Here is a 22,064-nt window from a genome sequence, read left to right on the forward strand (position 1 = left end):
CCCGCCCCCGCCCCCGCCCCCGGCCCGCCCCCGGCCCGGCCCGGCAAGTGCGGGATTTCCAGCCCGCCGGGCGTTTGAGGGCCTGCCGGAGGCGCGTGCGGCGGAGCGCGAGGGTCCCAGCCGTGCCGGGTCGCTGTGTGTGCTGCGTGACCCCACCGGAGGGAATGCAGCCTGCCGGGCGTGCGAAGCCTCGCCGAAGGCGCGAGCGGCGGGGCGCGAGGGTCCCGGCCATGCCGGGTCGCTGTGCGTGCTGCGTGCCCCACCGGCGGGAATTCAGCCCGCCCGGCGTTTGAGGGCCCGCCGGAGGCCCAGCGGCCGTCAGGCGCTGGTACGGAGTCGAGGGCGGCGCCGCACGCCGCACATCCAGCCCGCCCGGCGTTTGAGGGCACGGCGGCGCGGAGCCGCCGGCGCAGGAGATGACCGGGCCCCGCGCGCCGGGGTACGAGTGCACCCACGGCCAGGCGATGCAGGCGGCGGCACGGCCGGGGCGGCGCCGGGCGCCGGGGCCACCGCGCCGCCCCCCTCACCCCCGTGGAACAAACCGCACCGACACCCCCGGCCGAGCCTGCGCCGCCCCGTACAGCGCCGCCCCCGGCACCACCCCCAGCACCGGATAGCCCCCCGTGACCGGATGGTCGGCCAGGAACACCACCGGCAGCCCGTCCGGCGGCACCTGCACCGCCCCCCGCACCATGCCCTCGCTCGGCAGCTCACCGCCCCGCGCCCGCACCAGCGGCGGCCCGCCCTCGGTGCGCAGCCCGATCCGGTTGCCCGCCGAGGAGACCCGGTAGCGCGTCCGCCCCAGCGCGGCCACCGACGCACCGGTGAACCAGTCGTGCCGTGGCCCCAGGAGCACCGGCAGCACCAGCTCCACCGGCGGCGCGGGCAGCCGCGAACCGTCCGCCCCGCGGACCGGCCCCCCGGGCGCCCCCACCGGCAGCACCGTGCCCCGGCCCAGGACCGCCGGCCCGAGCCCCGACAGCAGGTCGGTGGAGCGGCTGCCCAGGACCGCGGGAACCGCGAAGCCGCCCCGCACGGCGACGTAGCTCCGCACCCCGCACACCGCGGCCCCGACCTCCAGCACCTCCCCGGCCGCGAGCCGCACCGGCGCGCCCCAGGCCGCCGGGCGCCCTGCCGCCCGTACCGCACAGGGCGCTCCCGTGACCGCCACCGTCACCGGGGCGAGCGCGCGCAGCGCGACCCCGTCGAGCGTGGTCTCCAGGGTCGCGGCGCCGGCCGGGTTGCCCAGGAGGCGGTTGGCGAGGGCGTGCGCGGGGGTGTCGAGTGCGCCGGAGTGCGGAACACCGAGGTGCGCGTACCCGGGGCGCCCCAGGTCCTGGAGGGTGGTCAGCGCCCCGGCCCGCACCACTTCGAGGCCGGGCACGGGGGGCGCACCGTCGCCCTCCGCGCCGTCGCCCTCCGTGAGGCCGCCGTCCGGCCGGGTCACGCGCCCACCGCCACGAACCGGACCCGCACGCCCGGCGCGAACAGCGCGGCCGGCTCGCGCGCCGGGTCCCACAGCACCGCGTCGGTGGACCCGATCAGCTGCCAGCCGCCGGGGGAGGAGCGCGGGTACACGCCCGCGTACTCGCCCGCCAGCGCGAGCGAGCCCGCCGGGACGGCCGTACGGGGGCTGGCGCGGCGGGGCGGATGGAAGCGTTCCGGAAGCCCGGTCAGGTAGCCGAAACCGGGCGCGAAACCGCAGAAGGCCACCCGGAACTCCGTCCCGCCCACGATCTCGGCCACCCGCGCGGCCGGGACGCCCCACAGCGCGGCCACCTCGGCCAGGTCCGGCCCGTCGTAGCGCACCGGCACCCGCACCAGGGGCCCCTCGGCGCGCGCGAGCGGCGGCACCCGCAGGCCGCGGATCCGGGCGGCGAGCGCGCCGGGCTCCCGCACCCCGTCGAGCAGCACGGTCCGCGCGGCGGGCACGATCTCCCGTACGCCGCCCAGCTCGCCCGCGGCGCGGCGGCGCAGCAGCTCCGCGTGCAGCGCGGCTACCTCCGCCGCCGAATCCACCTCGCACAGCAACGCCGCGTCCCCCGCACGCAGCACCCGAACCCCCTCCCCGGAGACCCCGGGCCGCCCGTGGGACCCGGACCCGCTTGCGGACCCGGACCCGCCCCCGCCCCCCGCACCCCCGCCACCGCTCACGCGAAGGCCTCCACCCGGATCCCGGCCCCGCTCAGGGCCTCCCGCACCCGCAGCGCCAGGTCCGCCGCGCCGGGGGTGTCGCCGTGCAGGCACAGCGACCGGGCCGCCACCGGCACCCGGGAGCCGTCGACGGCCGTCACCGCGCCCCCGGCGGCCAGCGCGAGGGCCTGGGCCACCACCGCTCCGGGGGTCCCCAGCACCGCGTTCGGGCGTTCGCGCGGCACCAGCGTCCCGCCGGGCGCGTACGCCCGGTCCGCGAAGGCCTCCGGCACGGCGGACAGCCCCGCCTCCGCGGCGGCCGCCAGCAGCAGCGACCCGGGCAGGCCGAGCACCGGCAGGTCCGCCCCGGGCCCCGCCGCGAGCCGGACGCCCTCGACCACCGCGGCCGCCTGCGCCGCGTCGTGCACGGTCCGGTTGTAGAGGGCGCCGTGCGGTTTCACGTACGACACCCGCGACCCCGCGGCCCGCGCGAACACCTCCAGCGCCCCGATCTGGTAGGCCACCTCGGCCGCCAGCTCCCGCGGTGGCACCTCCATGGCCCGCCGCCCGAAGCCCGCCAGATCGCGGTAGGACACCTGTGCCCCGATCCGCACCCCGCGCTCGGCGGCCAGCTCGCAGACCCGCCGCATGATGGACGGGTCCCCGGCGTGGAAACCGCAGGCGACGTTGGCGCTCGTCACCACCGTCAGCAACGCCTCGTCGTCGGTGAGGGTCCAGCGGCCGAACCCCTCGCCCAGATCGGCGTTGAGGTCGATGACGGGTCCGGACGCGTCCGGCGCGGGCCCGGAGGAGGTGTGCGCGGATGTGATCATGGATGCCATGCGGCGAGCGTAGAACAGCGGCGCCCACGGGTCCGGCGGACGATCCGGCCGAACCATGCCGTTTGGGATGTTGTCCGTGTCAGCGCCTAGTCTTTCCGTCGTGACTTTCCCAGCCCCGGCGAAGACCCATCCGTCCCCGGCGTCGGGCCCGGCCGCCGACGAGGGCCTGGCCAGACGCCTGCGCGCGCTCGCCTGCACCGCGCCGCTGCACGACCTCGACGTGCGCAAGGCCAACCTCGCCGGCGAGTACGGCGGCTACGCCATGGCCGAGATCGCGCTCTCCGCGATCGACCTGGTCACGCTGAACATGGACTTCGACACGGGCGCGGACCACGAGCAGATAGTGGCCAGACTGCTGCCCCGCGTCGCCGCCCAGGCACCCGCCCGCCCCGCCGCCGAGCACGAGCGGGTGGCCCGCTGGGTCCTGGAGAACCTGATCAACGTCGGCAGCGTCGACCGCGGCTTCCGCGCGATCTACGGCACCTTCGGCCCCGACGGCGTCTACGTCCGCCGCGACTACGACTTCAAGCTCATCGAGGAAGTCCCCGGCTACGGCGGAGCGGTGTACCTGCGCACCACCGACGAGGCCGTCAACGTCCTCGTCGGCGCCCTCGACACCGACGTCACCAGCGCCCAGATCGCCGCCGAGGTGAAGCTGGAGGTGCTGATCAGCCGGGGACGGCTCGCCGACGCCCAACTCGCGGCGGAGCAGGCCCGCTACCGCACCGTGCAGTACGCCGAGACGCTGCGCCGGACCCTCGACGCGACCCGGCGCAACGTGCGCGCCGTGGACTGGCTCCAGGCCGTCCCGGACATGATCGCGGAGGCGCTGGAGCACGTCGCCGACCGCTACCGGCACGAGAACGCGATCCTCACCAACATCCGCAAGGCCCGCGACGAGGCCGAGGAGCCGGAGAACAAGCGGCGCGCCGCCGAACTGGTCGACATCGTCAAGGACTGCATCCGCCGCCACACCCAGCTCCAGTCCCGGCTGCTCGACGCCGGACCGCTCTTCCGCGCGGAACAGGACCGCCAGGCCTTCGCCGCGCCCGCGCCCCGCACCGGCATCGACTTGTACGGGCAGCTCGTCGCCCCCGTTCTGCCGCTGCCGGTGTCCGAGGCGTGCCGGGTCACCGACGCGTTCTTCGCCGCCGGGACCGGACTGCGCACCCCCGTCTCGGTACGGGTCGCCGACCTCGTCGAGATCCTGCTGACCCCGCCGGTCGAGCGCGAGCACCTCGGCGTGGAGATGCCCGAGCCGGACCTGATCGCCACCCCCGACGACAGCCGGTTCAGCGAGGAGCAGCTCGCCGTCGCCATGCGGCTGCTGGACCTCCCGCACGATGCCCCGCGCCGACTGTCCGGCCTGCTGGCCGAGGCCCGGCGCCGCGATCCGGACCTGCCGTACCTGGTCGCGCTGCTCGCCGTGCACGCGGCGAGCCCGGCGGTCGGCACGGCGTACCGGCAGGGCGAGGAGCGGCTCCTCTTCGCGGTGGACGACGGCACGGAACTGGACGACCCGGAGTTCGGCGGCGCCGACCTCATCGTCGGTACGGCCCTCCTCGACGCGGCCGCCATGACCGCGGCCCGCGCGGAAGCCGCATGACCCGGCCTCCGCACCGGGTCCCCCCGCCCCCGGCCGGCGCGGCCGCCCCGCCACCGCCCCCGCCGGGCGCGGGCGCCCGTACCGCACACGGCGCCGGGTGCCCCGGCACCGCCACCCCGACAGCCCGCGCCGAGCGCATCCGCACCGCCCCCGAGGAGACGTACCCGTGAGCGACCACCACGCCGAGCACCCCGCGTGGAGCGAGCCCGACGCGGCGGGGGCCCCGGCCCACGCCCTGGCCGGCGCACCCGTCACCCCGGCCGACGCCGCCGACGCGGCACGGCTCGTCGCCTTCGGGCTCCAGCCCAAGCTGCTGCCCGCCCGCGACGCCGAATACGCCGAACTCCTGCGCCGCTACCGCGAGGACCCCGCCTTCGGGCGGCTCGCCGACGCCGTCGCCACCGGCCTCGGCCTGGTCGTCCTGGAGGTCTCCACCCGCGCCGGGATGGCCGTCGCCGCGGGCGAGGACTCCGTCTTCGCCGTCCGCATGGGCGACTACGCCCGCCGCACCACCGCCGACTCCGCCGACCGGTTCCTGCACGGCCTCGCCCACCTCGCCGTCGCCGCCCTCGCCTTCCCCCGGCCCGAGGACCTCGCCGACGACGGCTACATCGGCCGGGTCACGGTCAACGGCGTGGACGCCTTCGTCCGCCAGACCTGCCGCCGCCTGGAGGAGCGCGCCGAGGAGCAGGGCGAGAACACCGACCCCGCCACCGACGCCCCCGGCCTGGAGGCCGCCTGGCGGGTCTACGCCCGGCGCAGCGCCACCGGCGCCACCAAGGACGCCCGCCGCCTCGCCGGTTCCACCACCGGCATCGTCGGCAAGGCCGCCGCCTTCCTCACCGAGTCCGGCTTCCTCCAGCGCACCGGCGACGACGCCGGAGGCACCTACCGGACCACCCCCCGCTACCAGCTCCAGGTCCGCGACATGGCCGGCAGCGCCGCGATGGCCGAACTGCTCGACCTGGGCGTGGTCGCCGTCAGCGACGGCTCCGCCACCCTGCTGCCGCCCCCCGAGGGTGACGACCTGGAACTGGCCGCCGACGCGGGCCTGCCCTTCCACACCTGAGCCCCGCCGGGCCCGCCCGCCCCCCCGCCGGGGCGCCCGACGCGCCGACCCCGCCACCACCCGCCCTCCGCACCCAGCCCCCACGAGAGTCCGCCATGTACGAGCTGTCCCGGATCCGCCTCTACTCCATCGGACCCGCCGGTGCGCGCTACGCCGACACCGTGCTGGACCTGCGCGGAGTCGGCGAGCCGGTGCCCCACCCGGCGCCCACCCAGGCGGAGTTCTTCCAGGACGAGCCGGCGGGCCCGCCGCGGCGCCCCGCGCCCGCCGGAGTGCTGTTCCTGGAGAACGGCGGCGGCAAGTCCGTCCTGCTCAAGCTGATCTTCTCGGTGATGCTGCCCGGACACCGCAACACCCTCGGCGGGGCCAGCTCCGGCGTCCTGCGCAAGTTCCTCCTCGCCGACGACTGCGGACACGTCGCCCTGGAGTGGCAGCACACCCGCACCGGCGAGTGCGTCGTCGTCGGCAAGGTCAGCGAATGGCGCGGCCGGCAGGTCTCCAACGACCCGCGCAAGTTCGCCGAGGCCTGGTACTCCTTCCGCCCCGGCCCCGGACTGAGCCTGGACAACCTCCCGGTCGCCGAGTCGACCGCCGTGCGCCCCGTCGTCGAGGGCGTCTCCGGCGCGCAGGGCCGCCGCCGCACCATGAAGGGCTTCCGCGACGCGCTCACCGAGGCGGGCAAGGCCTACCCGCACCTGGAGGTCTCCTGGGAGGAGATCCACGACCGCTGGAACGAACACCTCACCGACCTCGGCCTCGACCCCGAACTCTTCCGCTACCAGCGCGAGATGAACGCGGACGAGGGCGAGGCGGCCGGGCTCTTCGCGGTCAAGAAGGACTCCGACTTCACCGACCTGCTGCTGCGCGCCGTCACCGACACCCGCGACACCGACGGCCTCGCCGACCTGGTCCACGGCTTCGGCAACAAACTCGGCCGGCGCGCCGAGCTGATGGCCGAACGGGACTTCACCGCCGGCTCGGTCGACCTCCTCGGCCGGATCGTGGACGCCACCGCGGCCCGCGCCCGCGCCCGCGACGTCCACGCCGGCGCGGAACGCCGTACGCGCACCCTCGCCCGGCGGCTGTCCGCCCGCGCCACCGAGGAGCGCGGCCGCGCCGCAGACCTCGCCCAGCGGGTCACCGACGCCGCCCACCAGGTCACCGCCGCCGAATCCGCCCGCGACCGCAGCGCCGCCATCGCCGCCGAACTCGCCTACCGGCACGCCTCGCTGGCCCTCGCCGTCGCCGACAAGGCGGCCACCGCCCAGCGCCGCGAACTCCTCGAGGCCCGCACCCTGCACGCCGCCTGGCAGGCCGCCGAGTCCGTCCTGCGCCACCGCGCCGCCGCCGACCGCTCCGCGCGCGTCGCCGCCGCCATCCTCGAAGCCGAGCGGGACGCGGCGCCGGCGCTGGCCGCCCGCGCCACCGCCGCCGCCGCGCTCGTACGGGCCCTGCACACCGCCGCCGAAGCGGGCGAGGAGGTCGCCAACGAGGGCGAGGAGCGCTCCGCCGCGCTCCAGGAGCTCGGCGAGAGCGCCCACCGCGACGCGACCGCCGCCGCCACCGCCGCCCAGCGCGCCCGCAGCGAGGCCGAACACCTGCGCGCCCGGCTCGCCGAGGTCGAGCAGGAGACCGCCGAAGCCGTCCGCGCGGGCTGGCTCGACGACTCCGCGCCCGACGCCGACCCGGCCCGCGCCGCGCTGGCCGCGAGCGACGCCGAGAAGAGCGCCGTGGCCGCCTGGGACGAGGCCCGCGAAGCCGCCCGCGCCACCGCCGACGCCGCCCGCGAGGCAGCCGCCGCCCAGTCCCGCGCCGAACTCACCGCCGCCCGCGCGGCCGACGCCGCCGACGCGGCCGAGGCCGCCCACGCAGCCGAGCACCGCGCCGCCGCCTCGCTGGCCGCCGCCCCCCGCCTCGCCGACCTGCTGGGCCTCCCGGCCGCTCCCGGTGCGGACACCACCGACCCGGCCCCCGGCCTCACCCCCGAAGACCTCGACCGGGGCGCGGACGAGCTGCGCGACCTCCTCGACACGAACGTCGCCACCGCAGAACGCCAGCTCTTCGACCTGCGCACCGCCGCCGCCGACGACGCCCGCATCCTCGGCGCCCTCGGTGACGGCGGCCTGCTGCCGCCCGGCCCCGACGTCCTGGCCACCGTCGAGTACCTCGGCGAACACGGCATCCCGGCCCTCCCCGGCTGGCGCTACCTCGCCCAGGCCGTCGACCCGGCCGACCACGCCGCCGTCCTCGCCGCCCGCCCCGAACTCGTCGACGGCGTGGTCATCACCGACCCCGACACCCACAGCCGGGCCCGCGAGGTGCTCACCGCCGCCGCGCTGCTGCCCCGCTCCGCCGTCGCCGTCGGCACCGCCGCCGCGCTGCTGGCGCCCGTACCGCCCGCCGGACCCGACGCCGACACCGGCGTGTTCCTCGTACCGCCGAACCCGGCCATGCACGACGAACACGCCGCCGACGAGGAACGCCAGGCGCTGCGCGCCCGCGCCACCGCCCGCGACACCGAGATCCGCGACCTCGCGGCCCGCCTCGGCGCGGACCGCGCCCTCGCCGCCCGGCTCGCCTCCTGGCGCACCGGCTGCCCTCCCGGACGCCTCGCCGAACTGGCCGCGCAGGCCGCGGCCGCCCGTACGTTCGCCGAGGAAGCCGAAGCCGAACTGGCCGAGGCCCGCACCGCCCGCGCCGAAGCCGACGAGAGCGCCACCGACGCCGCCCGGATCCGCGAGGAGCGCCAGGACGCCGCCCAGCGCGCCCGCCGCGCCGCCGACGCCCTCGCCGGGCTCGCCCACCGGCTGCGCGAGCGGGCCGGCTGGCAGCTCCGGCTGCGCGAACTCGCCGACGAGGCCGCCGAGTCCGAGGCCCGCGCCGAGGCCTGCCTCGACCGCGCCCGGTCCGCCGACGAGGACCGCCGCGCCGCGCAGCGCGCCGCCGACGACGCCCGCCGCACCGCCCGCGCGCTGCGCGCCGAACGCGCCGAGATCGCCGGCGCGCCCGAACACCCGCCCGTCGACGAGGACGCGGCCCGCAGGCCGCTGCCCGACCTGCGCGAGGCCTACCGGGCCGCCTCCCAGCTGTACGAGAAGGTCGGCGTCGGCGCCGACCTGCGCGCCGAACAGGCCCGCGCCGAAAGCGACGAGAGCGCCGCCCTCGCCGACGTCGACCGGCTCAGCAACAAGGTCCGCACCCGCGCCGCCCAGCTCCTCGAAGGCACCGACGGCTCCGACGGCCCCTCCCGCCAGGCGGCCGCCGCCCGCGCGGAATCCCTCGTCCAGATGCTGGAGACCCGCGCCTCCACGGCCAGCGAGCAGCTCGGCCGGCTGCGCGGCGAAGCCGAACGGCACGCGCCCGCCGAGGGGACCGCGCACGCCGAACTCCCCGAGGAACTCGTCCCGGTCGACGCCGAAGGCGCCCAGGCCCTGCTGCGCACCGCCACCGCCCGGCTCGCCGCCCACAGCTCCGACGTCGAGCGCGCCCGGGCCGCCCACGCCGACCTGCTGCGCTCCCAGCGCGCGGCCGAGGACGGCGCGGGCGGCTTCGAGGAGACCGCCGCCCTGCTGCGGGACCTGATGCGCGACCAGAGCCCGCACGAGGAGGCCGACGAGCAGGGCTCCGGCGCGTTCCCGGGGAGCCTGGAGGAGGCCCGCCAGAGCGCCACCGAGGCCCGCCGCTCCCTGCGGGGCTTCGCGGGCGACCTCTCGGCCGCCGAAGCCGCGGTCCGCGAGGCGAGCGACATCCTGGTCCGGCACGCCAACTCCACCCGCTACGAGGCCGTACGCACCCCCGCCCGCCAGCAGATCCGCGAACTCCCGGCCGCCTCGCTGCCCGAGCACGCGGCCTCCTGGGCCACCGCCTTCGCCCCGCGGCTGCGCGTCCTGACCGACGAACTGGAGCAGCTGGAGCGCAACCGCGACAGCATCGTGGACCGGCTGCGCGGACTGGTCGAATCCGCCCTGGCCACGCTCCGCTCGGCCCAGCGCCTCTCCCAGCTCCCCGAGGGACTGGGGGAGTGGTCGGGGCAGGAGTTCCTGCGCATCCGCTTCGAGGAACCCGACCAGGCCACCCTCGCGGAGCGGCTCGGCGAGGTCATCGACGAGGCCACCCGCGCGGCCGTCAAGAAGAACAGCGCGGCCTCCTTCGGCGAGGGCCGCCGCGACGGCATGTCCCTGCTGCTGCGCGGGGTCCAGGCCGCGCTGGAGCCCAAGGGCATCGCGGTGGAGATCCTCAAGCCCGACGCCGTGCTGCGCGCCGAACGCGTACCGGTCGGCCAGATGGGCGACGTGTTCTCCGGCGGCCAGCTGCTCACCGCCGCCATCGCCCTCTACTGCACGATGGCCGCCCTGCGCAGCAACGACCGCGGCCGGGACAGGCAGCGCCACGCGGGCACGCTGTTCCTCGACAACCCCATCGGGCGAGCGAACGCCACGTACCTGCTGGAACTCCAGCGCGCCGTGTCGGACGCCCTCGGGGTCCAGCTGCTGTACACGACGGGCCTGTTCGACACCACGGCCCTCGCGGAGTTCCCGCTGGTCATCCGGCTGCGCAACGACGCAGACCTGCGGGCCGGGCTGAAGTACATCAGCGTCGAGGAGCACCTGCGCCCGGGCCTGCCGCAGCAGCGGCCCGAAGGCGAGCCGATCCACGGCGAGATCACGGCGACCCGGATGTACCGCCGCAACTGAGGGCGGGGGCCGTGGGCGTCCGCCCACGGCCCGGCCCGTCAGCGCATCCCGCCCGTGGCGACCGGTATGTGCCCGGACCGGGCGGCGCGCCGGGCCCGCCGCCGGTCCCGGCGCAGCTCGCGCGCCGTGCTGCTCGGCACCGACACCACGCCGTACCGCTGGTTCCACGTCTGCCGGGTGATCAGGACGTCCAGCACCCCCCAGGTGGCCACCACCGTCCCGGCTATCGCGCCGAGCGCCATCGGGAGGACCAGCCACGACCCGGCCACGGCCAGCAGGAAGGCCACCGTGGCCTGCGTCAGCGTCACGGCGACGATCAGCACCGCCCGCACGGCGGCCGTGCGCACCGGATCGGGCATCCTGCGCCGCCGTGCCGGTTCCTCCACCCACAGGGGACGGCCCCGGGGGGCCGTCCCGATCCGCCGCCCGTTCCCTCGCCCGTTTCCGTCGTCGTACACACCGCTGCCCATGCTTCGCTACTCCCCACCAGACGGCTCGCCATGCCGCCTCGAACTGATAGACGCTCGAAGAGGGGCGGAGATTCCCGGATCTGCGCCATTTCACCCGCGGCCCGGTCCCCGTGGTCCGTCCCCGGCCACCCCGCATCCGCCCCCGCACACATAATTCCAGCCATCCCTGTGGTGACGGGAACTGACGCCCCACCAGGTCGCATGTGCCGCATATGGGGCCGCACATGCCGGGAAGTACCGGGCAACGCGTGATCTTCGACCGGTGGTCCGGCCGAAAATGTCCGGACACGCCTTCGAGGGCCGCCCCCGGCAGTAGTAGGCTCACGCCGTTTAATTGACGGAACACCGACCCCCGGCAGCGGGGTTGAGCTGGGGGAGGCTGGGGAGGCCATGCGCTTTCGCGGGAAATCCATCCGCCGGAAGATCGTGGCGTTGCTCCTCGTGCCGCTCGTCTCCCTCACCGCCCTCTGGGGTTTCGCCACGGTCATCACCGGCCGGCAGGCCGTCGAACTCCTCGACGTGGCCTACGTGATCGACAAGGTCGGCTACCCCATCGAGGACGTCGTCCGCGTCGTCCAGAAGGAGCGCCGCCAGAGCCTCGTGGTCCTCGGTGACCCGCGCTCGGCCGTCGCCACCGCCGAACTCACCCAGCGCCGCGCCGCCACCGACGCGATCGTCGACGACCTCACCCGCAACGCCACCGACCCGGACGTCGTCGAGGAACTCACCCCGAACGCCGCCCAGCGGCTGCGCTCCATCCTCGACGCCTTCCACGGCATCGGCGCCCTGCGCCGCTCCGTCGACCAGACCACCCTCGACCCGTCCCAGGCGCTGGAGCTCTACAGCCGCCTGGTCGACCCCTGCTACGACTTCCTCGTCAACCTCCACGCCCTGGAGAACGTCGAGATGGACAAGGAAGGCCGGGCCCTGGTCGGCATCACCCGGGCCCGCGAGGCGCTCTCCCGCGAGGACGCCGTCGTCGCCTCCGCGCTGGCCGCGCACAACATCAGTGCCAAGGACACCCGCACGATGAGCGACCTCATGGCCAACCGGAGGCTGCTCTACGACATCAACCTCGCGATCCTCCCGGCCGGCGACCGCGAGCTGTTCGAGCAGTACTGGAGCGGTCCCGCCAGCAAACCCCTGCGCGACGCCGAAGAGCGGATCGTGGTGGCCGGTCCGATCAAGAACCCGCGCATGGCGGGGGAGAAGTGGGACGAGGCCGTGGGACGGGTCCTCGACGACCTCGCCACCATGGGAACCGCCGCCGGCGACCGCTACCAGAAGCGCGTCGAGCCCCTGGCCATGGACGTCCTGGTCCAGGCGGCCGTCGCCGGCGTCCTCGGGTTCCTGGCCCTGCTCGTCTCCCTCGTCCTGTCCGTGCGCATCGGCCGCGACCTGATCCGCGACCTCTCGCGGCTGCGCAAGGAGGCCCACGAGGTCTCCGGCGTCCGGCTGCCCGGCGTCATGCGCCGCCTCGCCGCGGGCGAACACGTCGACGTGGACACCGAGGCGCCCCGCCTGGAGTACGAGAAGGACGAGGTCGGCCAGGTCGGCATGGCCCTCAACTCGCTCCAGCGCGCCGCCGTCGAGGCGGCCGTCAAACAGGCCGAACTGCGCCGCGGGGTCTCCGAGGTGTTCGTCAACCTCGCCCGTCGCAACCAGGTCCTGCTGCACCGCCAGCTCACGCTGCTCGACACCATGGAGCGACGCACCGAGGACTCCGAGGAACTGGCCGACCTCTTCCGCCTCGACCACATGACCACCCGCATGCGCCGCCACGCCGAGGGCCTGGTGATCCTCTCCGGCGCCGCGCCCTCGCGCCAGTGGCGCAAGCCGGTCCAGCTGATGGACGTCGTACGGGCGGCCGTCGCCGAGGTCGAGGACTACGAGCGGATCGAGGTGCGCCGGCTGCCGCGGCTCGGCATCACCGGCCCCGCCGTCGCCGACGTCACCCACCTCATCGCCGAACTCCTGGAGAACGCCACGGTGTTCTCGCCCCCGCACACCGCGGTCCAGGTGCACGGCGAGCGCGTGGCCAACGGTTTCACCCTGGAGATCCACGACCGCGGCCTCGGCATGCACCCGGACGCGCTGCTCGACGCCAACCTCCGGCTCGCCGAGACGACCGAGTTCGAGCTGTCCGACACCGACCGCCTCGGCCTGTTCGTCGTCAGCCGCCTCGCCCGCCGCCACAGCGTCAAGGTATCGCTCCAGCCCAGCCCGTACGGCGGCACCACCGCGGTCGTCTTCCTCCCCCTGGAGGTGCTCACGGAGGCCCCCGAGACCAACGGCACCGGTGTGCGCCTGGCGGGCGCGGACCGGACCGCGGTGGGCCGCGGCCCGGTCCGCGCCCAGGGGATCGGCGCCGGCGCCGTGGCCGGGATCGGCCCCGCGAACGGCGCCGTGCACAGCGCCGGCACCGCCCGCGGCCCCGGGCGCGGGAACGGGAGCGGAAACGGTACGCCGTCCCGGCGCCCGGTGTCCGCCGCCCTGCTGGACGGCCCGGTCGAGCTGGAGGCCCCCCTCGGCCTCCTCGGCCTCGACCCGCCCGCCCCCCTGGACGGGCTGATCGGCGCCGCCGGGCGCCCGGTCGCTCCCGGTACGGGCGACGGCGGCCCGCACGCCAACGGCGCCCACCCGGGCGCCGACGGCGCGGTGCCCGAGACGGCCGCCCCCGGCGCCGCCGTCCCCCCCATGGCCACCCTGGACGACGAGACCCCGCCGAACGGCACCCCGCGCAGCACCCTCCTGGGCCTGCGGGCCGCCGACCGCGACCGCCCCGCCGACCCCGCCCGCGACCGCGCCCCGGCCCGTGGGTCCGGCCGGGAGCAGCAGACCCCGACCGGCCCGGTCCGGCTGGAGAGCGCCCGCCCGGAGACCGCCGGCCGCCCCGCCTCCGGCGCCGTACCGCTCCCGCGCCGCCACCGCGCCCCGACCCTGATCGCCGAGCACGGCCGCCGGGTGGACACCCCCCGCGCCGCCGCGCAGGACCCCGCCGGGCCCGTGCCCGCGGCGGAGCCCGCGCCCGCCGCCGTGCACGAGAGCGCTCCCGGGGCGGAGCACGGCGGGCCCGCTCCGAGCGGCCCCGGCGGGCTGCCCCGCCGGGTCCGCCAGGCCAGCCTCGCGCCCCAGCTGAAGAACGCCCCGGCCGCCGCGCCCGCCGACGCCACCGCCGGCCCGGTCGCCGACCGCGACGCCGAGACCGTACGCAGCCGGATGTCCGCACTCCAGCGCGGCTGGACCGCAGCCCGCGACCAGCACGACCAGTCCGGGACCGGTGCCGACAGCGCAGCCGGGACCGGTCCCGAGCACGAGAACGAGGGGGACGGTCGATGACCGCACCGCAGACCGCAGGCAACGACTCCCGGGGCCGGGGCCCCGGGCAGCTGAACTGGCTGCTGGACGAACTGGTCGACCGCGTGGCCAGCATCCGCAAGGCGGTCGTCCTCTCCGGCGACGGCCTGCCCACCGGCACATCCAAGGACCTGACCCGCGAGGACAGCGAGCACCTGGCCGCCGTAGCCTCCGGCTTCCACAGCCTCGCCAAGGGCGTCGGACGGCACTTCGAGTCCGGCCAGGTCCGCCAGACCATGGTGGAACTGGACGAGGCCTTCCTGTTCGTGATGGCGGCGGGGGACGGCAGCTGCCTCGCGGTGCTCTCCGACGCCGACTCCGACGTGGGGCAGGTCGCCTACGAGATGACCCTGATGGTCAAGCGCGTGGGCGTCCACCTGGCGACCGCACCGCGCACCGGGCTGCCAGCCGGAGGGTGAGCCGGACGGCATGAGGGACCCAGGCCACGAACCCGACCACCACGCCCCCGCGTCCGGCGACGCTTCCGCCCACCCCGGCCACCCCGCCCACCAGGCGGCCTGGTTCGACGCCGACGCCGGCCCCGTGGTCCGTCCGTACGCGATGACCCGCGGCCGCACCAGCCACGCGGGCCAGCACCGTCTCGACCTGATCGCCCTCGTCGTCGCCGAAGCGGCGGCCGACGATCCGGTCTGGGACATGACCCTGTCCCCCGAACACGCCCACATCCTCGGGCTCTGCAAGGAACGGCCCCAGTCGGTGGCCGAACTCGCGGCCGACGTCGACCTCGCGGTCGGCGTCGTCCGCGTCCTGATCGGCGACCTCGTCGACGACCACCTGGTCCACGTGACCCGCCCGGTCCCGCCCGCGGAACTGCCGGACGAGTCCATTCTGCGTGAGGTGATAGATGGCCTTCGGGCGCTCTAGCCGCACCGGCGCCATGCACGCGGTGTCGCCGGTCGAACCGCTGACCCTGAAGATCCTGGTCGCGGGCGGCTTCGGGGTGGGCAAGACCACCCTGGTCAGCGCGGTGAGCGAGATCCGCCCGCTGCGCACCGAGGAACGGCTCTCCGAGCCGGGCCGCACCGTGGACGATCTCGGGGGAGTGGAGGGCAAGAGCACCACGACCGTCGCGATGGACTTCGGCCGGATCACCCTCCGGGACGACCTGGTCCTCTACCTGTTCGGCACGCCCGGCCAGGACCGCTTCTGGTTCCTGTGGGACGAACTGGCCACGGGCGCCCTGGGCGCGGTGGTCCTCGCCGACACCCGCCGCCTCGCGGACTGCTTCGCCGCCGTCGACTACTTCGAGCGGCGCGAACTGCCGTTCGTGGTGGCGGTCAACTGCTTCGACGGGGCCGACCGCCATCCGGTGGTGACCGTACGGGAGGCACTGGACCTCGACCCCGAGGTGCCCGTGCTGATCTGCGACGCGCGCGACCGGGAATCGGTCAAGGACGTCCTGGTGGGGGTGGTGGAGCACGCCATGTCGCTGGCCCGCGCCCGCCGCAGCCCGACCCGGGCCTGAACCGGGTCCGGGCGGGGATACCGGCGGCGGCCAGTGGCCCGCCGCGGCCGCCCGGGCCCCGCGTGGAGGCGGCCCGTACCCCCGCCGACTGGGGTACGGACCGCGGCTCACACGGGGGGTTGCGCGGGGGCGGGCCCGCTCGGGGCGCGCGACCGTGCAGGCAGTGTGAACCCGCCGCCGGGGGCCGTCAAGCGTTCGCGCAACAGCCCCTGTTCACGGCCGGGCGGGCTCCGCGCGCCCCGCTCACCGGACGGCCACGACCGCCGAACCGTGCCCGAACAGCCCCTGGTTGGCGGTGATCCCCGCCCGCGCCCCGGGTACTTGCCGGCCCCCCGCGGCGCCGCGCAGCTGCCAGGTCAGCTCGCAGACCTGGGCGATCGCCTGGGCCGGCACCGCCTCCCCGAAGGACGCCAGTCCGCCGCTCGGATTGACCGGCACCCGGCCGCCCAGCGCGGTCGCCCCCTCCCGGACGAGCTTCGCGCCCTCGCCCTCGCCGCACAGGCCGATGTCCTCGTACCACTCCAGTTCCAGCGCGGTGGACAGGTCGTAGACCTCGGCGAGCGAGAGGTCGTCCGGCCCGAGGCCCGCCTCCTCGTACGCCGCCCGCGCGATCGAGGACCGGAACGACCCCGTGCCCGGCCCCGCGGAAGCGTCCATCGAGGTGCCCACCGCGGAGTCGGTGGCGATGTCCGGCAGGTCGAGCACCGTCCGCGGATACGTCGGCGTCACCGTCGACACCGCCCGGATCCGCACCGGATCGCCCACCCCGCGCGCCCGCGCGAAGTCCATGCTGGTCAGCACCAGGGCCGCGCCCCCGTCCGAGGTCGCGCAGATGTCCAGCAGCCGCAGTGGATCGGCGACCACCGCCGAGGCGGCGACCTCCTCCACGCTGACGGCCTTGCGGTAGCGGGCGTTCGGATTGAGCACCCCGGCCGCCGCGTTCTTCACCTTGACCAGCGCGAAATCCTCGCCCGTGTCCCCGTACAGGGCCATGCGCCGCCGTGCGTACAGCGCGAAGTACGCCGGGTTCGTCGCCCCCAGCACCCGGAACCGCAGCCAGTCCGGATCGTCCGGCCGGTCCCCGCCCGCCGGGGCGAAGAACCCCTTGGGCGCCGCGTCCGCCCCCACCACGAGCACCACGTCGGCCAGCCCGGCCAGGATCTGCGCCCGGGCCGCGCCGATCGCCTGGGCGCCGGACGCGCAGGCCGCGTACACGCTGGTGACCCGCGCGCCCTGCCAGCCGAGCGCCCGTGCGAAGGTCGCCCCGGCCACGTACCCCGGGTACCCCGACCGCACGGTGTCGGCGCCGACGATCGAGCCGACGTCGGTCCAGTCGAGCCCCGCGTCGGCGAGCGCGGCCCGCGCCGCGGTCCGCCCGTACTCGACGAAGCTGCGCCCCCACTTGCCCCACGGATGCATCCCGGCCCCGAGGACCGCCACGTCACCGCCGCTCATGCCCGCACCCCGTCGTCCGCCACGGGCCGGAAGTGCCAGGTCGTCCACGTCGTCCCGGTCCGCGCGTCCTCGTTCAGCACCCCCGGCACCACCTCGACCACCATCCCGACGGCCAGGTCGGCCACGCCCACCCCGGGCACGGTCTGCCCGAGGACCACCATCCGCTCGGCCTCCAGCTCCACCGCGACCAGCGTGTACGGAGTCCAGGGCCGGTCGGGGTCCGACACGTAGGGGGCGGGCGGCCGGTAGCGCCCGTCGGTGTAGGACCAGATCCGGCCGTACCGCGAGAGCGGCACCTCGGCCAGCTCGCCACCGCCCGCGCAGCCGGGATTGCGGCAGAAGGCGTCCTCCCGCGGGAAGTACACGGCGGCGCAGGCGGAGCACCGGGTCCCGAGCAGCCGGAAGTCCGCCTCCGCGCCCGCTCCGGTCCCGGTGTCCGTACCGGTATCGGTGAACCACCCGCTCACGACGGGCGTGCGTGTCCGTTCCAAGACCCCTCCTGACAGCGACCCCTGAATCTGACGGAACGTCAGGAGTGTGTCACGAGAGGCCCGCCGCGGTCACGGGTCGGCGGTCACCTGTTGTCGGCCAGCCACTTCGCGGCCGTCTCCGCCAGCTCCGCGTCGCGCCCGGCCAGCATCATCCGGATCATCTGCACGTCCCCGCGCAGCGACCACGCCGGATGCCCGAAGGTCGCCGGATTGTTCTTCTCGATCAGGAAGTGCGCGGGCCAGGCCGCCCCGTACCCGATCAGGGGCAGCGCGGCCAGGTACCGCGGGCGGCCCCGCCCCAGCCCATAGGCGGCCAGGGCGAGACCGGTGAGCGTGCCGACCAGGTGCACCCACCGGGTCGCGGCCCGGGAGTGCATGGCGACGTAGTAGGGCCAGAATTCCTCGTACGAACCGAAGGTCATGGGGCGACGGTACTCAGGGCCGCACCGACCCGACAGCGACGGGGAAGTCGAAGTGGGTGTCCGGGAAGGCCTCAGGGCGGTAGGTGAAGTGCCACCACTCCTCGGGCAGGTTCACGAACCCCCCCTCCCCGAGCACCCGTCGCAGGAACCGCCGGTTCTCCCGCGCGGCGCCGGTGACCGCCGCGCTGTCCGTGTGCGACAGCGGATCGAAGAAGTCGAAGGGCGTCCCGAAGTCCACCGGACGCCCCCGCGGCAGCCGCACCAGCCCCACGTCGACCGTACTGCCGCGGCTGTGCCCCGAACGCGCCGCGATGTAGCCCTCGGGCACCAGCCGGTCCTTCGCCACCCGCGGGTAGTACGCCGCCTTGGTCCGCTGGTCGCCCGCGTCCGCGGCCCACCGCACGAAGCGGTCCACCGCCCGCTGCGGCCGGTAGCAGTCGTACACCGTCAGCGCGAAGCCGCGGACCGCCACCGCGCGCTGCGCCCGGGCCAGCGCCTCGGCCGCGGGCCGGGCGAGCAGGCACACGGGCTCCTCGTAACCGTCGACCGGGCTCCCGGTGAAGTTGTCCGCTCCCGCGTACCGCATCTCCTGGCGGACCGTCGGAGCCACCGCCCCGAGGAGGACGAATCCTTCCGGAGCCGTGCCGGGCGGCGGCATTCCGGGCACCGCGGCCGCGAGGGAGGCGACCGCGAGGACAACAGCCAGCGTTCTCATGCCCCTTCGTCTACCATCGCGGGATGCCGGCGCCGCTGATGAACTCGCACTGTTCCGCCTGCGGAACTCCGTTCGCCACCACCGACTGGCCCCGCCGGTGCGCCGCCTGCGGCAGCACGGCCTACCGCAACCCCACGCCGGTGGCGGTGGCCCTGCTCCCCGTCGAGGACGACCGGGGCACCGGCCTCGTGGTCATCACGCGCACGATCGAACCGGCGCTGGGCGGCGTCGCCCTCCCCGGCGGCTTCATCGACCACGGCGAGGACTGGCGCGAAGCGGTGGTCCGCGAACTGCGCGAGGAGACCGGCATCCACGCCCCGGCGGCCGACGTCACCCTCGCCGACGCCCTCAGCTCCCCGGCGGGCCACCTGCTGATCTTCGGCCTCCTCCCCACCCGCCCCGCCGCCACCCTCCCCCCGCCCACCCCCACCGACGAAACCACGGGCTGGCACATCCTCCACACCCCCACCCCCCTGGCCTTCCCCCTCCACACCCAAGCCACCACCGCCTGGTTCGCGGGCCGCTACACCGGCCCCGGCCCCGACAATGTCAGCCCCGCACCGGACCAAGGCCATATCGGCGCGAGCTGATCCAGCCCAGCCCCGACAAATCCAGCCCCGCCGGCGTTTGAGGCGCGGGGTCCGGGGCGGAGCCCCGATCCGGAAGCCGCACCCGCCCCTCACCCCGGCCGCCCCCCTCCCTAGAGGCCCCGCACCGTCACCCCCGTGACACAGCCACCGCCGTCCCGCTCCAGCACGACGCCATCCCCGGCCCACCGCGAGGTGTACCGCTCGACCACCCCCGCCCCGAAGCCCGCCCCCGCGTCCCGCACCACCACCCCGCCCCCCGTCCGCCCCCGCTCCGGCGCCCACACCTCCAGCTCCACCCCCTCGGCGGAGGCGGACCGTACCGGAATCACCGCCCCCGCCCGCGCCAGCACCGGGATCCGCCCGAGCGGCGCCTCCAGCAGGACCCGCCCCGGCCCCTCGTACGCCACCCCCGTCACCGTGTCGTACCAGCGCCCCCGCGGCACCCGCACCGCCCGCCGGTCCGCCCCGCACTCCAGCACCGGCGCCACCAGCAGCGCGTCCCCCAGCAGGAACGCGTCCTCGCAGTCCCGCAGCCCCCGCTCCTCCGGCGCCCCCCACCACAGCGGCCGCACGTACGGCGCCCCGGTCCGCCCCGCCAGATGCGCCAGGGTCACGAAGTACGGCCGCAGCCGCTCCCGTTCGGCCAGCACCGCCTTCGCGTGCTCCTCCACCTCGGCCCCGAACTCCCACGGCTCCCGCCGCCCCGCCCAGATCGCCGCGTGCGTGCGGAACAGCGGCAGGTAGGCGCCCAGTTGCAGCCACCGCAGGTACAGCTCCGGCGAGGGCGAACCGCCGAATCCCCCCACGTCCGGCCCGGAATACGGCACCCCGCACAGTCCGAGCCCCAGGACCAGCGCCAGCGAGGCCCGCAACCCCGGCCAGCTCGTCTCCACGTCACCGGACCACGTGCCGCCGTACCGCTGCATCCCCGCCCAGCCCGACCGGGAGAAGAGGAACGGCCGTTCCGTCGGACGCAGCCGTACCAGCCCCTCGTACCCGGCCCGCGCCATCCCGAGCGCGTACACGTTGTGCGCCGCCCGGTGGTCCCCGCCCGCCCCGTCCATCGCGTGCCGCGCGGACCTCGGCAGCGTCATGTCCCCGAACGGGGTGAAGGACACCGGCTCGTTCATGTCGTGCCAGACACCCGCGAAGCCGTTGGCGAGCCGCTCCTCGTACAGGTCGCCCCACCACCGGCGCACCGCCGGATCGGTGAAGTCTGGATACGCGCAGCCACCCGGCCACACCTCGCCCCGCACCTCCCGCCCGCGCGCGTCCCGTACGAACGCGCCCGCGCCCCCGACCGCACCCCCGGCCGCGTGCAGGGCCTCGCCCGGCGCCGCCTTCACCGCCGGGTCCACGATCGACACCAGCCGCGTCCCGCCCCCGGGCAGCTCCGCCAACTCCCTTGCCAGACCCGGCAGATCGGGGAACCGCTCCGAATCCACCGTGAACACCCGGTGCCCGTCGTAGTGGTCGATGTCCAGGTGTACGGCCGCCAGCGCGATCCCCCGCGACACGTACCCCTCCACCACCCGCCGCACCTCCGCCGCGCTCCCGAACCCCCACCGCGCGTGCTGGTGGCCCAGCGCCCACTCCGGCGGCACCGCGGCCGCGCCCGTCAGCCCCGACCAGCCCTGCAGCACCCGGGCCGGCGTCCCGACCAGCACCCAGCACCGCAACGGGCCGCCGTCCATGCGCAGTTCGCTCACCCCCGGCCGGTCCGCGCCCGATCCGGCGCCCTCCTGGCCCTCGCGCAGCGACACCCGGCCGTCCCAGGTGTCGTCGTAGAAGGCCAGGTGCGTCCCCGCATCGGCGACGACGAACTGCACCGGCATCGTGATGTACAGCGGATCGTCGCCCGGCCCGAAAACGCCCCGCGGATCGGTGTTCCACAGCCGGTAGACCCCGTCCCGCAGCCGGGGCCCGCACGCCCGCCCGCCCAGCCCGAAGAAGCGCGCGTCGGCCGGCACCTCGGACCGCAGCAGCCACCGCGCGCCCGCCCGGTCCCCGTCCATCGCCCCGGCCCCGTCCGCCTCCCCGCCCCCCGACGGCGCCACCGGCTCCCACCACCGCGGCGGCCGCTCCCGCCGCAGCACCGCCCCGCCGGGCGTGCGCACCTCCACCTGCCCGTGCCGGGACACGGCCACCGTCACCCGCTCCGACACCACCCGCCAGCCGCCCCCGGTGTCCGGCTCCAGCACCGCTCGCGGATCCGGCTCCGGCCCCGAGCCCACCACCGCGTACGACGGCGTCGGCCGGGCCCCGTCCCACCCCCAGAACACCGCGCCGCCCACCGTCACCCGCACCACCAGCTCGGAGCGCGCGAACCGCAGCACCCCGCCGCCCGGGCCGGGCTCCGCACCCGTCAGCAGCCCCGGCACGCGCGCCCGCTCCGCACCCCGGCGCGGGAGCCCCAGCGCGTCCGCCCGCCGGTGGCGCAACGCCGAGCGCCAAGCGCGCCGCCCGCCCGCCGTACCGATGTCCATGACCGCACGCACCAGATCACGACCGTTCATGGCGCGCACTTTGCCACCGGCCCCGGCCCCGGCGGGCCCCGTTCACCAGCCGTTCACCCGGGAACGGATCACACCCGGCCACCGCCGACCACTCTGGTGCGGATGTCGATCACATGGCATCGTCCCTGTGAGCCGCCGCGCACCCACCCCCGCGCGATGGCACCGTACGCACACGGGCGCACCCACCCGCGCCACCCACGCACGAGCACGGGCGCACG

General features: G+C 76.2%; 18 protein-coding genes. 9 read left to right on the forward strand and 9 right to left on the reverse strand.

Features of this window, described 5'->3' with window-relative positions; translation table 11 throughout:
- Positions 1-523: 523 nt before the first annotated feature.
- From AC0693_RS19600 to AC0693_RS19610, 3 genes are all read right to left on the reverse strand, one after another.
- Entirely contained in the window at positions 524-1,384 is an 861-nt protein-coding gene (locus AC0693_RS19600) for a 5-oxoprolinase subunit C family protein (protein ID WP_478802414.1), read from the reverse strand.
- A 59-nt stretch (positions 1,385-1,443) separates the two neighbouring features.
- Positions 1,444-2,055, reverse strand: a complete 612-nt coding sequence (locus AC0693_RS19605) for a 5-oxoprolinase subunit B family protein (protein WP_469332040.1) — start codon at positions 2,053-2,055, stop codon at positions 1,444-1,446.
- A gap of 95 nt (positions 2,056-2,150) precedes the next feature.
- Positions 2,151-2,966 carry a LamB/YcsF family protein gene (locus AC0693_RS19610; RefSeq protein WP_478740833.1) on the reverse strand — a complete coding sequence of 272 codons (816 nt, stop codon included), beginning with the start codon at positions 2,964-2,966 and terminating at the stop codon, positions 2,151-2,153.
- A gap of 64 nt (positions 2,967-3,030) precedes the next feature.
- Here AC0693_RS19610 and AC0693_RS19615 point away from each other — a divergent pair, with 64 nt between their 5' ends.
- From AC0693_RS19615 to AC0693_RS19630, 4 genes are all read left to right on the forward strand, one after another.
- Positions 3,031-4,581: a hypothetical protein gene (locus tag AC0693_RS19615; protein ID WP_468468904.1), complete on the forward strand. Its 1,551-nt coding sequence runs from the start codon at positions 3,031-3,033 to the stop codon at positions 4,579-4,581.
- Positions 4,578-4,751 (forward strand): hypothetical protein, encoded by a 174-nt coding sequence (locus AC0693_RS19620; protein WP_478802392.1) that lies wholly within the window; start codon positions 4,578-4,580, stop codon positions 4,749-4,751. The genes AC0693_RS19615 and AC0693_RS19620 overlap by 4 nt, the downstream gene beginning before the upstream one ends.
- On the forward strand, positions 4,748-5,650 hold the full coding sequence (locus AC0693_RS19625) for a hypothetical protein (protein WP_356410950.1): 903 nt from the start codon (positions 4,748-4,750) through the stop codon (positions 5,648-5,650). Before AC0693_RS19620 ends, AC0693_RS19625 begins: the two co-directional genes overlap by 4 nt.
- A 95-nt stretch (positions 5,651-5,745) precedes the next feature.
- Positions 5,746-10,344 carry a hypothetical protein gene (locus AC0693_RS19630; RefSeq protein ID WP_478802393.1) on the forward strand — a complete coding sequence of 1,533 codons (4,599 nt, stop codon included), beginning with the start codon at positions 5,746-5,748 and terminating at the stop codon, positions 10,342-10,344.
- 38 nt (positions 10,345-10,382) lie between these two features.
- Here AC0693_RS19630 and AC0693_RS19635 read toward each other — a convergent pair whose 3' ends face one another.
- The gene (locus tag AC0693_RS19635; RefSeq protein ID WP_478802394.1) at positions 10,383-10,814 is read right to left on the reverse strand and encodes a hypothetical protein; all 432 of its coding nucleotides are present in this window, start codon (positions 10,812-10,814) and stop codon (positions 10,383-10,385) included.
- A 426-nt stretch (positions 10,815-11,240) separates the two neighbouring features.
- On the opposite strand from AC0693_RS19635, the gene AC0693_RS19640 reads away from it, so the two are divergent.
- The 4 genes from AC0693_RS19640 to AC0693_RS19655 are packed head-to-tail and all read left to right on the forward strand — an operon-like array spanning position 11,241 to position 15,657.
- Positions 11,241-14,153: a sensor histidine kinase gene (locus AC0693_RS19640; RefSeq protein WP_478802395.1), complete on the forward strand. Its 2,913-nt coding sequence runs from the start codon at positions 11,241-11,243 to the stop codon at positions 14,151-14,153.
- Positions 14,150-14,590 carry a roadblock/LC7 domain-containing protein gene (locus AC0693_RS19645; RefSeq protein ID WP_356410959.1) on the forward strand — a complete coding sequence of 147 codons (441 nt, stop codon included), beginning with the start codon at positions 14,150-14,152 and terminating at the stop codon, positions 14,588-14,590. The genes AC0693_RS19640 and AC0693_RS19645 overlap by 4 nt, the downstream gene beginning before the upstream one ends.
- Positions 14,591-14,600: 10 nt before the next feature.
- On the forward strand, positions 14,601-15,056 hold the full coding sequence (locus tag AC0693_RS19650; RefSeq protein ID WP_356410962.1) for a DUF742 domain-containing protein: 456 nt from the start codon (positions 14,601-14,603) through the stop codon (positions 15,054-15,056).
- Positions 15,037-15,657, forward strand: a complete 621-nt coding sequence (locus tag AC0693_RS19655; protein WP_356410965.1) for a GTP-binding protein — start codon at positions 15,037-15,039, stop codon at positions 15,655-15,657. Before AC0693_RS19650 ends, AC0693_RS19655 begins: the two co-directional genes overlap by 20 nt.
- A gap of 243 nt (positions 15,658-15,900) precedes the next feature.
- On the opposite strand, the gene AC0693_RS19660 is transcribed toward AC0693_RS19655, so the two are convergent.
- The 4 genes from AC0693_RS19660 to AC0693_RS19675 all read right to left on the reverse strand — a co-directional run bounded on the left by AC0693_RS19660 (position 15,901) and on the right by AC0693_RS19675 (position 18,740).
- Positions 15,901-17,112, reverse strand: a complete 1,212-nt coding sequence (locus AC0693_RS19660) for a lipid-transfer protein (protein WP_478802396.1) — start codon at positions 17,110-17,112, stop codon at positions 15,901-15,903.
- A complete protein-coding gene (locus tag AC0693_RS19665; protein ID WP_478802397.1) occupies positions 17,109-17,603 on the reverse strand; it encodes a Zn-ribbon domain-containing OB-fold protein in 495 nt (164 codons plus the stop codon). The genes AC0693_RS19660 and AC0693_RS19665 overlap by 4 nt, the downstream gene beginning before the upstream one ends.
- Positions 17,604-17,686: 83 nt before the next feature.
- Positions 17,687-18,025, reverse strand: coding sequence for an Mpo1-like protein (locus tag AC0693_RS19670; protein WP_478802398.1), 339 nt, complete (start codon positions 18,023-18,025; stop codon positions 17,687-17,689).
- Positions 18,026-18,038: 13 nt separating this feature from the next.
- The gene (locus tag AC0693_RS19675) at positions 18,039-18,740 is read right to left on the reverse strand and encodes a M15 family metallopeptidase (protein ID WP_478802399.1); all 702 of its coding nucleotides are present in this window, start codon (positions 18,738-18,740) and stop codon (positions 18,039-18,041) included.
- A 23-nt stretch (positions 18,741-18,763) separates the two neighbouring features.
- On the opposite strand from AC0693_RS19675, the gene AC0693_RS19680 reads away from it, so the two are divergent.
- The gene (locus tag AC0693_RS19680; protein ID WP_478802400.1) at positions 18,764-19,330 is read left to right on the forward strand and encodes an NUDIX domain-containing protein; all 567 of its coding nucleotides are present in this window, start codon (positions 18,764-18,766) and stop codon (positions 19,328-19,330) included.
- Between the two features lie 110 nt (positions 19,331-19,440).
- Here the strand turns inward: AC0693_RS19680 and AC0693_RS19685 are convergent, their stop codons facing one another.
- Positions 19,441-21,846 carry a glycoside hydrolase family 31 protein gene (locus tag AC0693_RS19685; RefSeq protein WP_478802401.1) on the reverse strand — a complete coding sequence of 802 codons (2,406 nt, stop codon included), beginning with the start codon at positions 21,844-21,846 and terminating at the stop codon, positions 19,441-19,443.
- Between the last annotated feature and the right edge of the window lie 218 nt (positions 21,847-22,064).

The organism is Streptomyces sp. NPDC043876 (assembly GCF_056435825.1).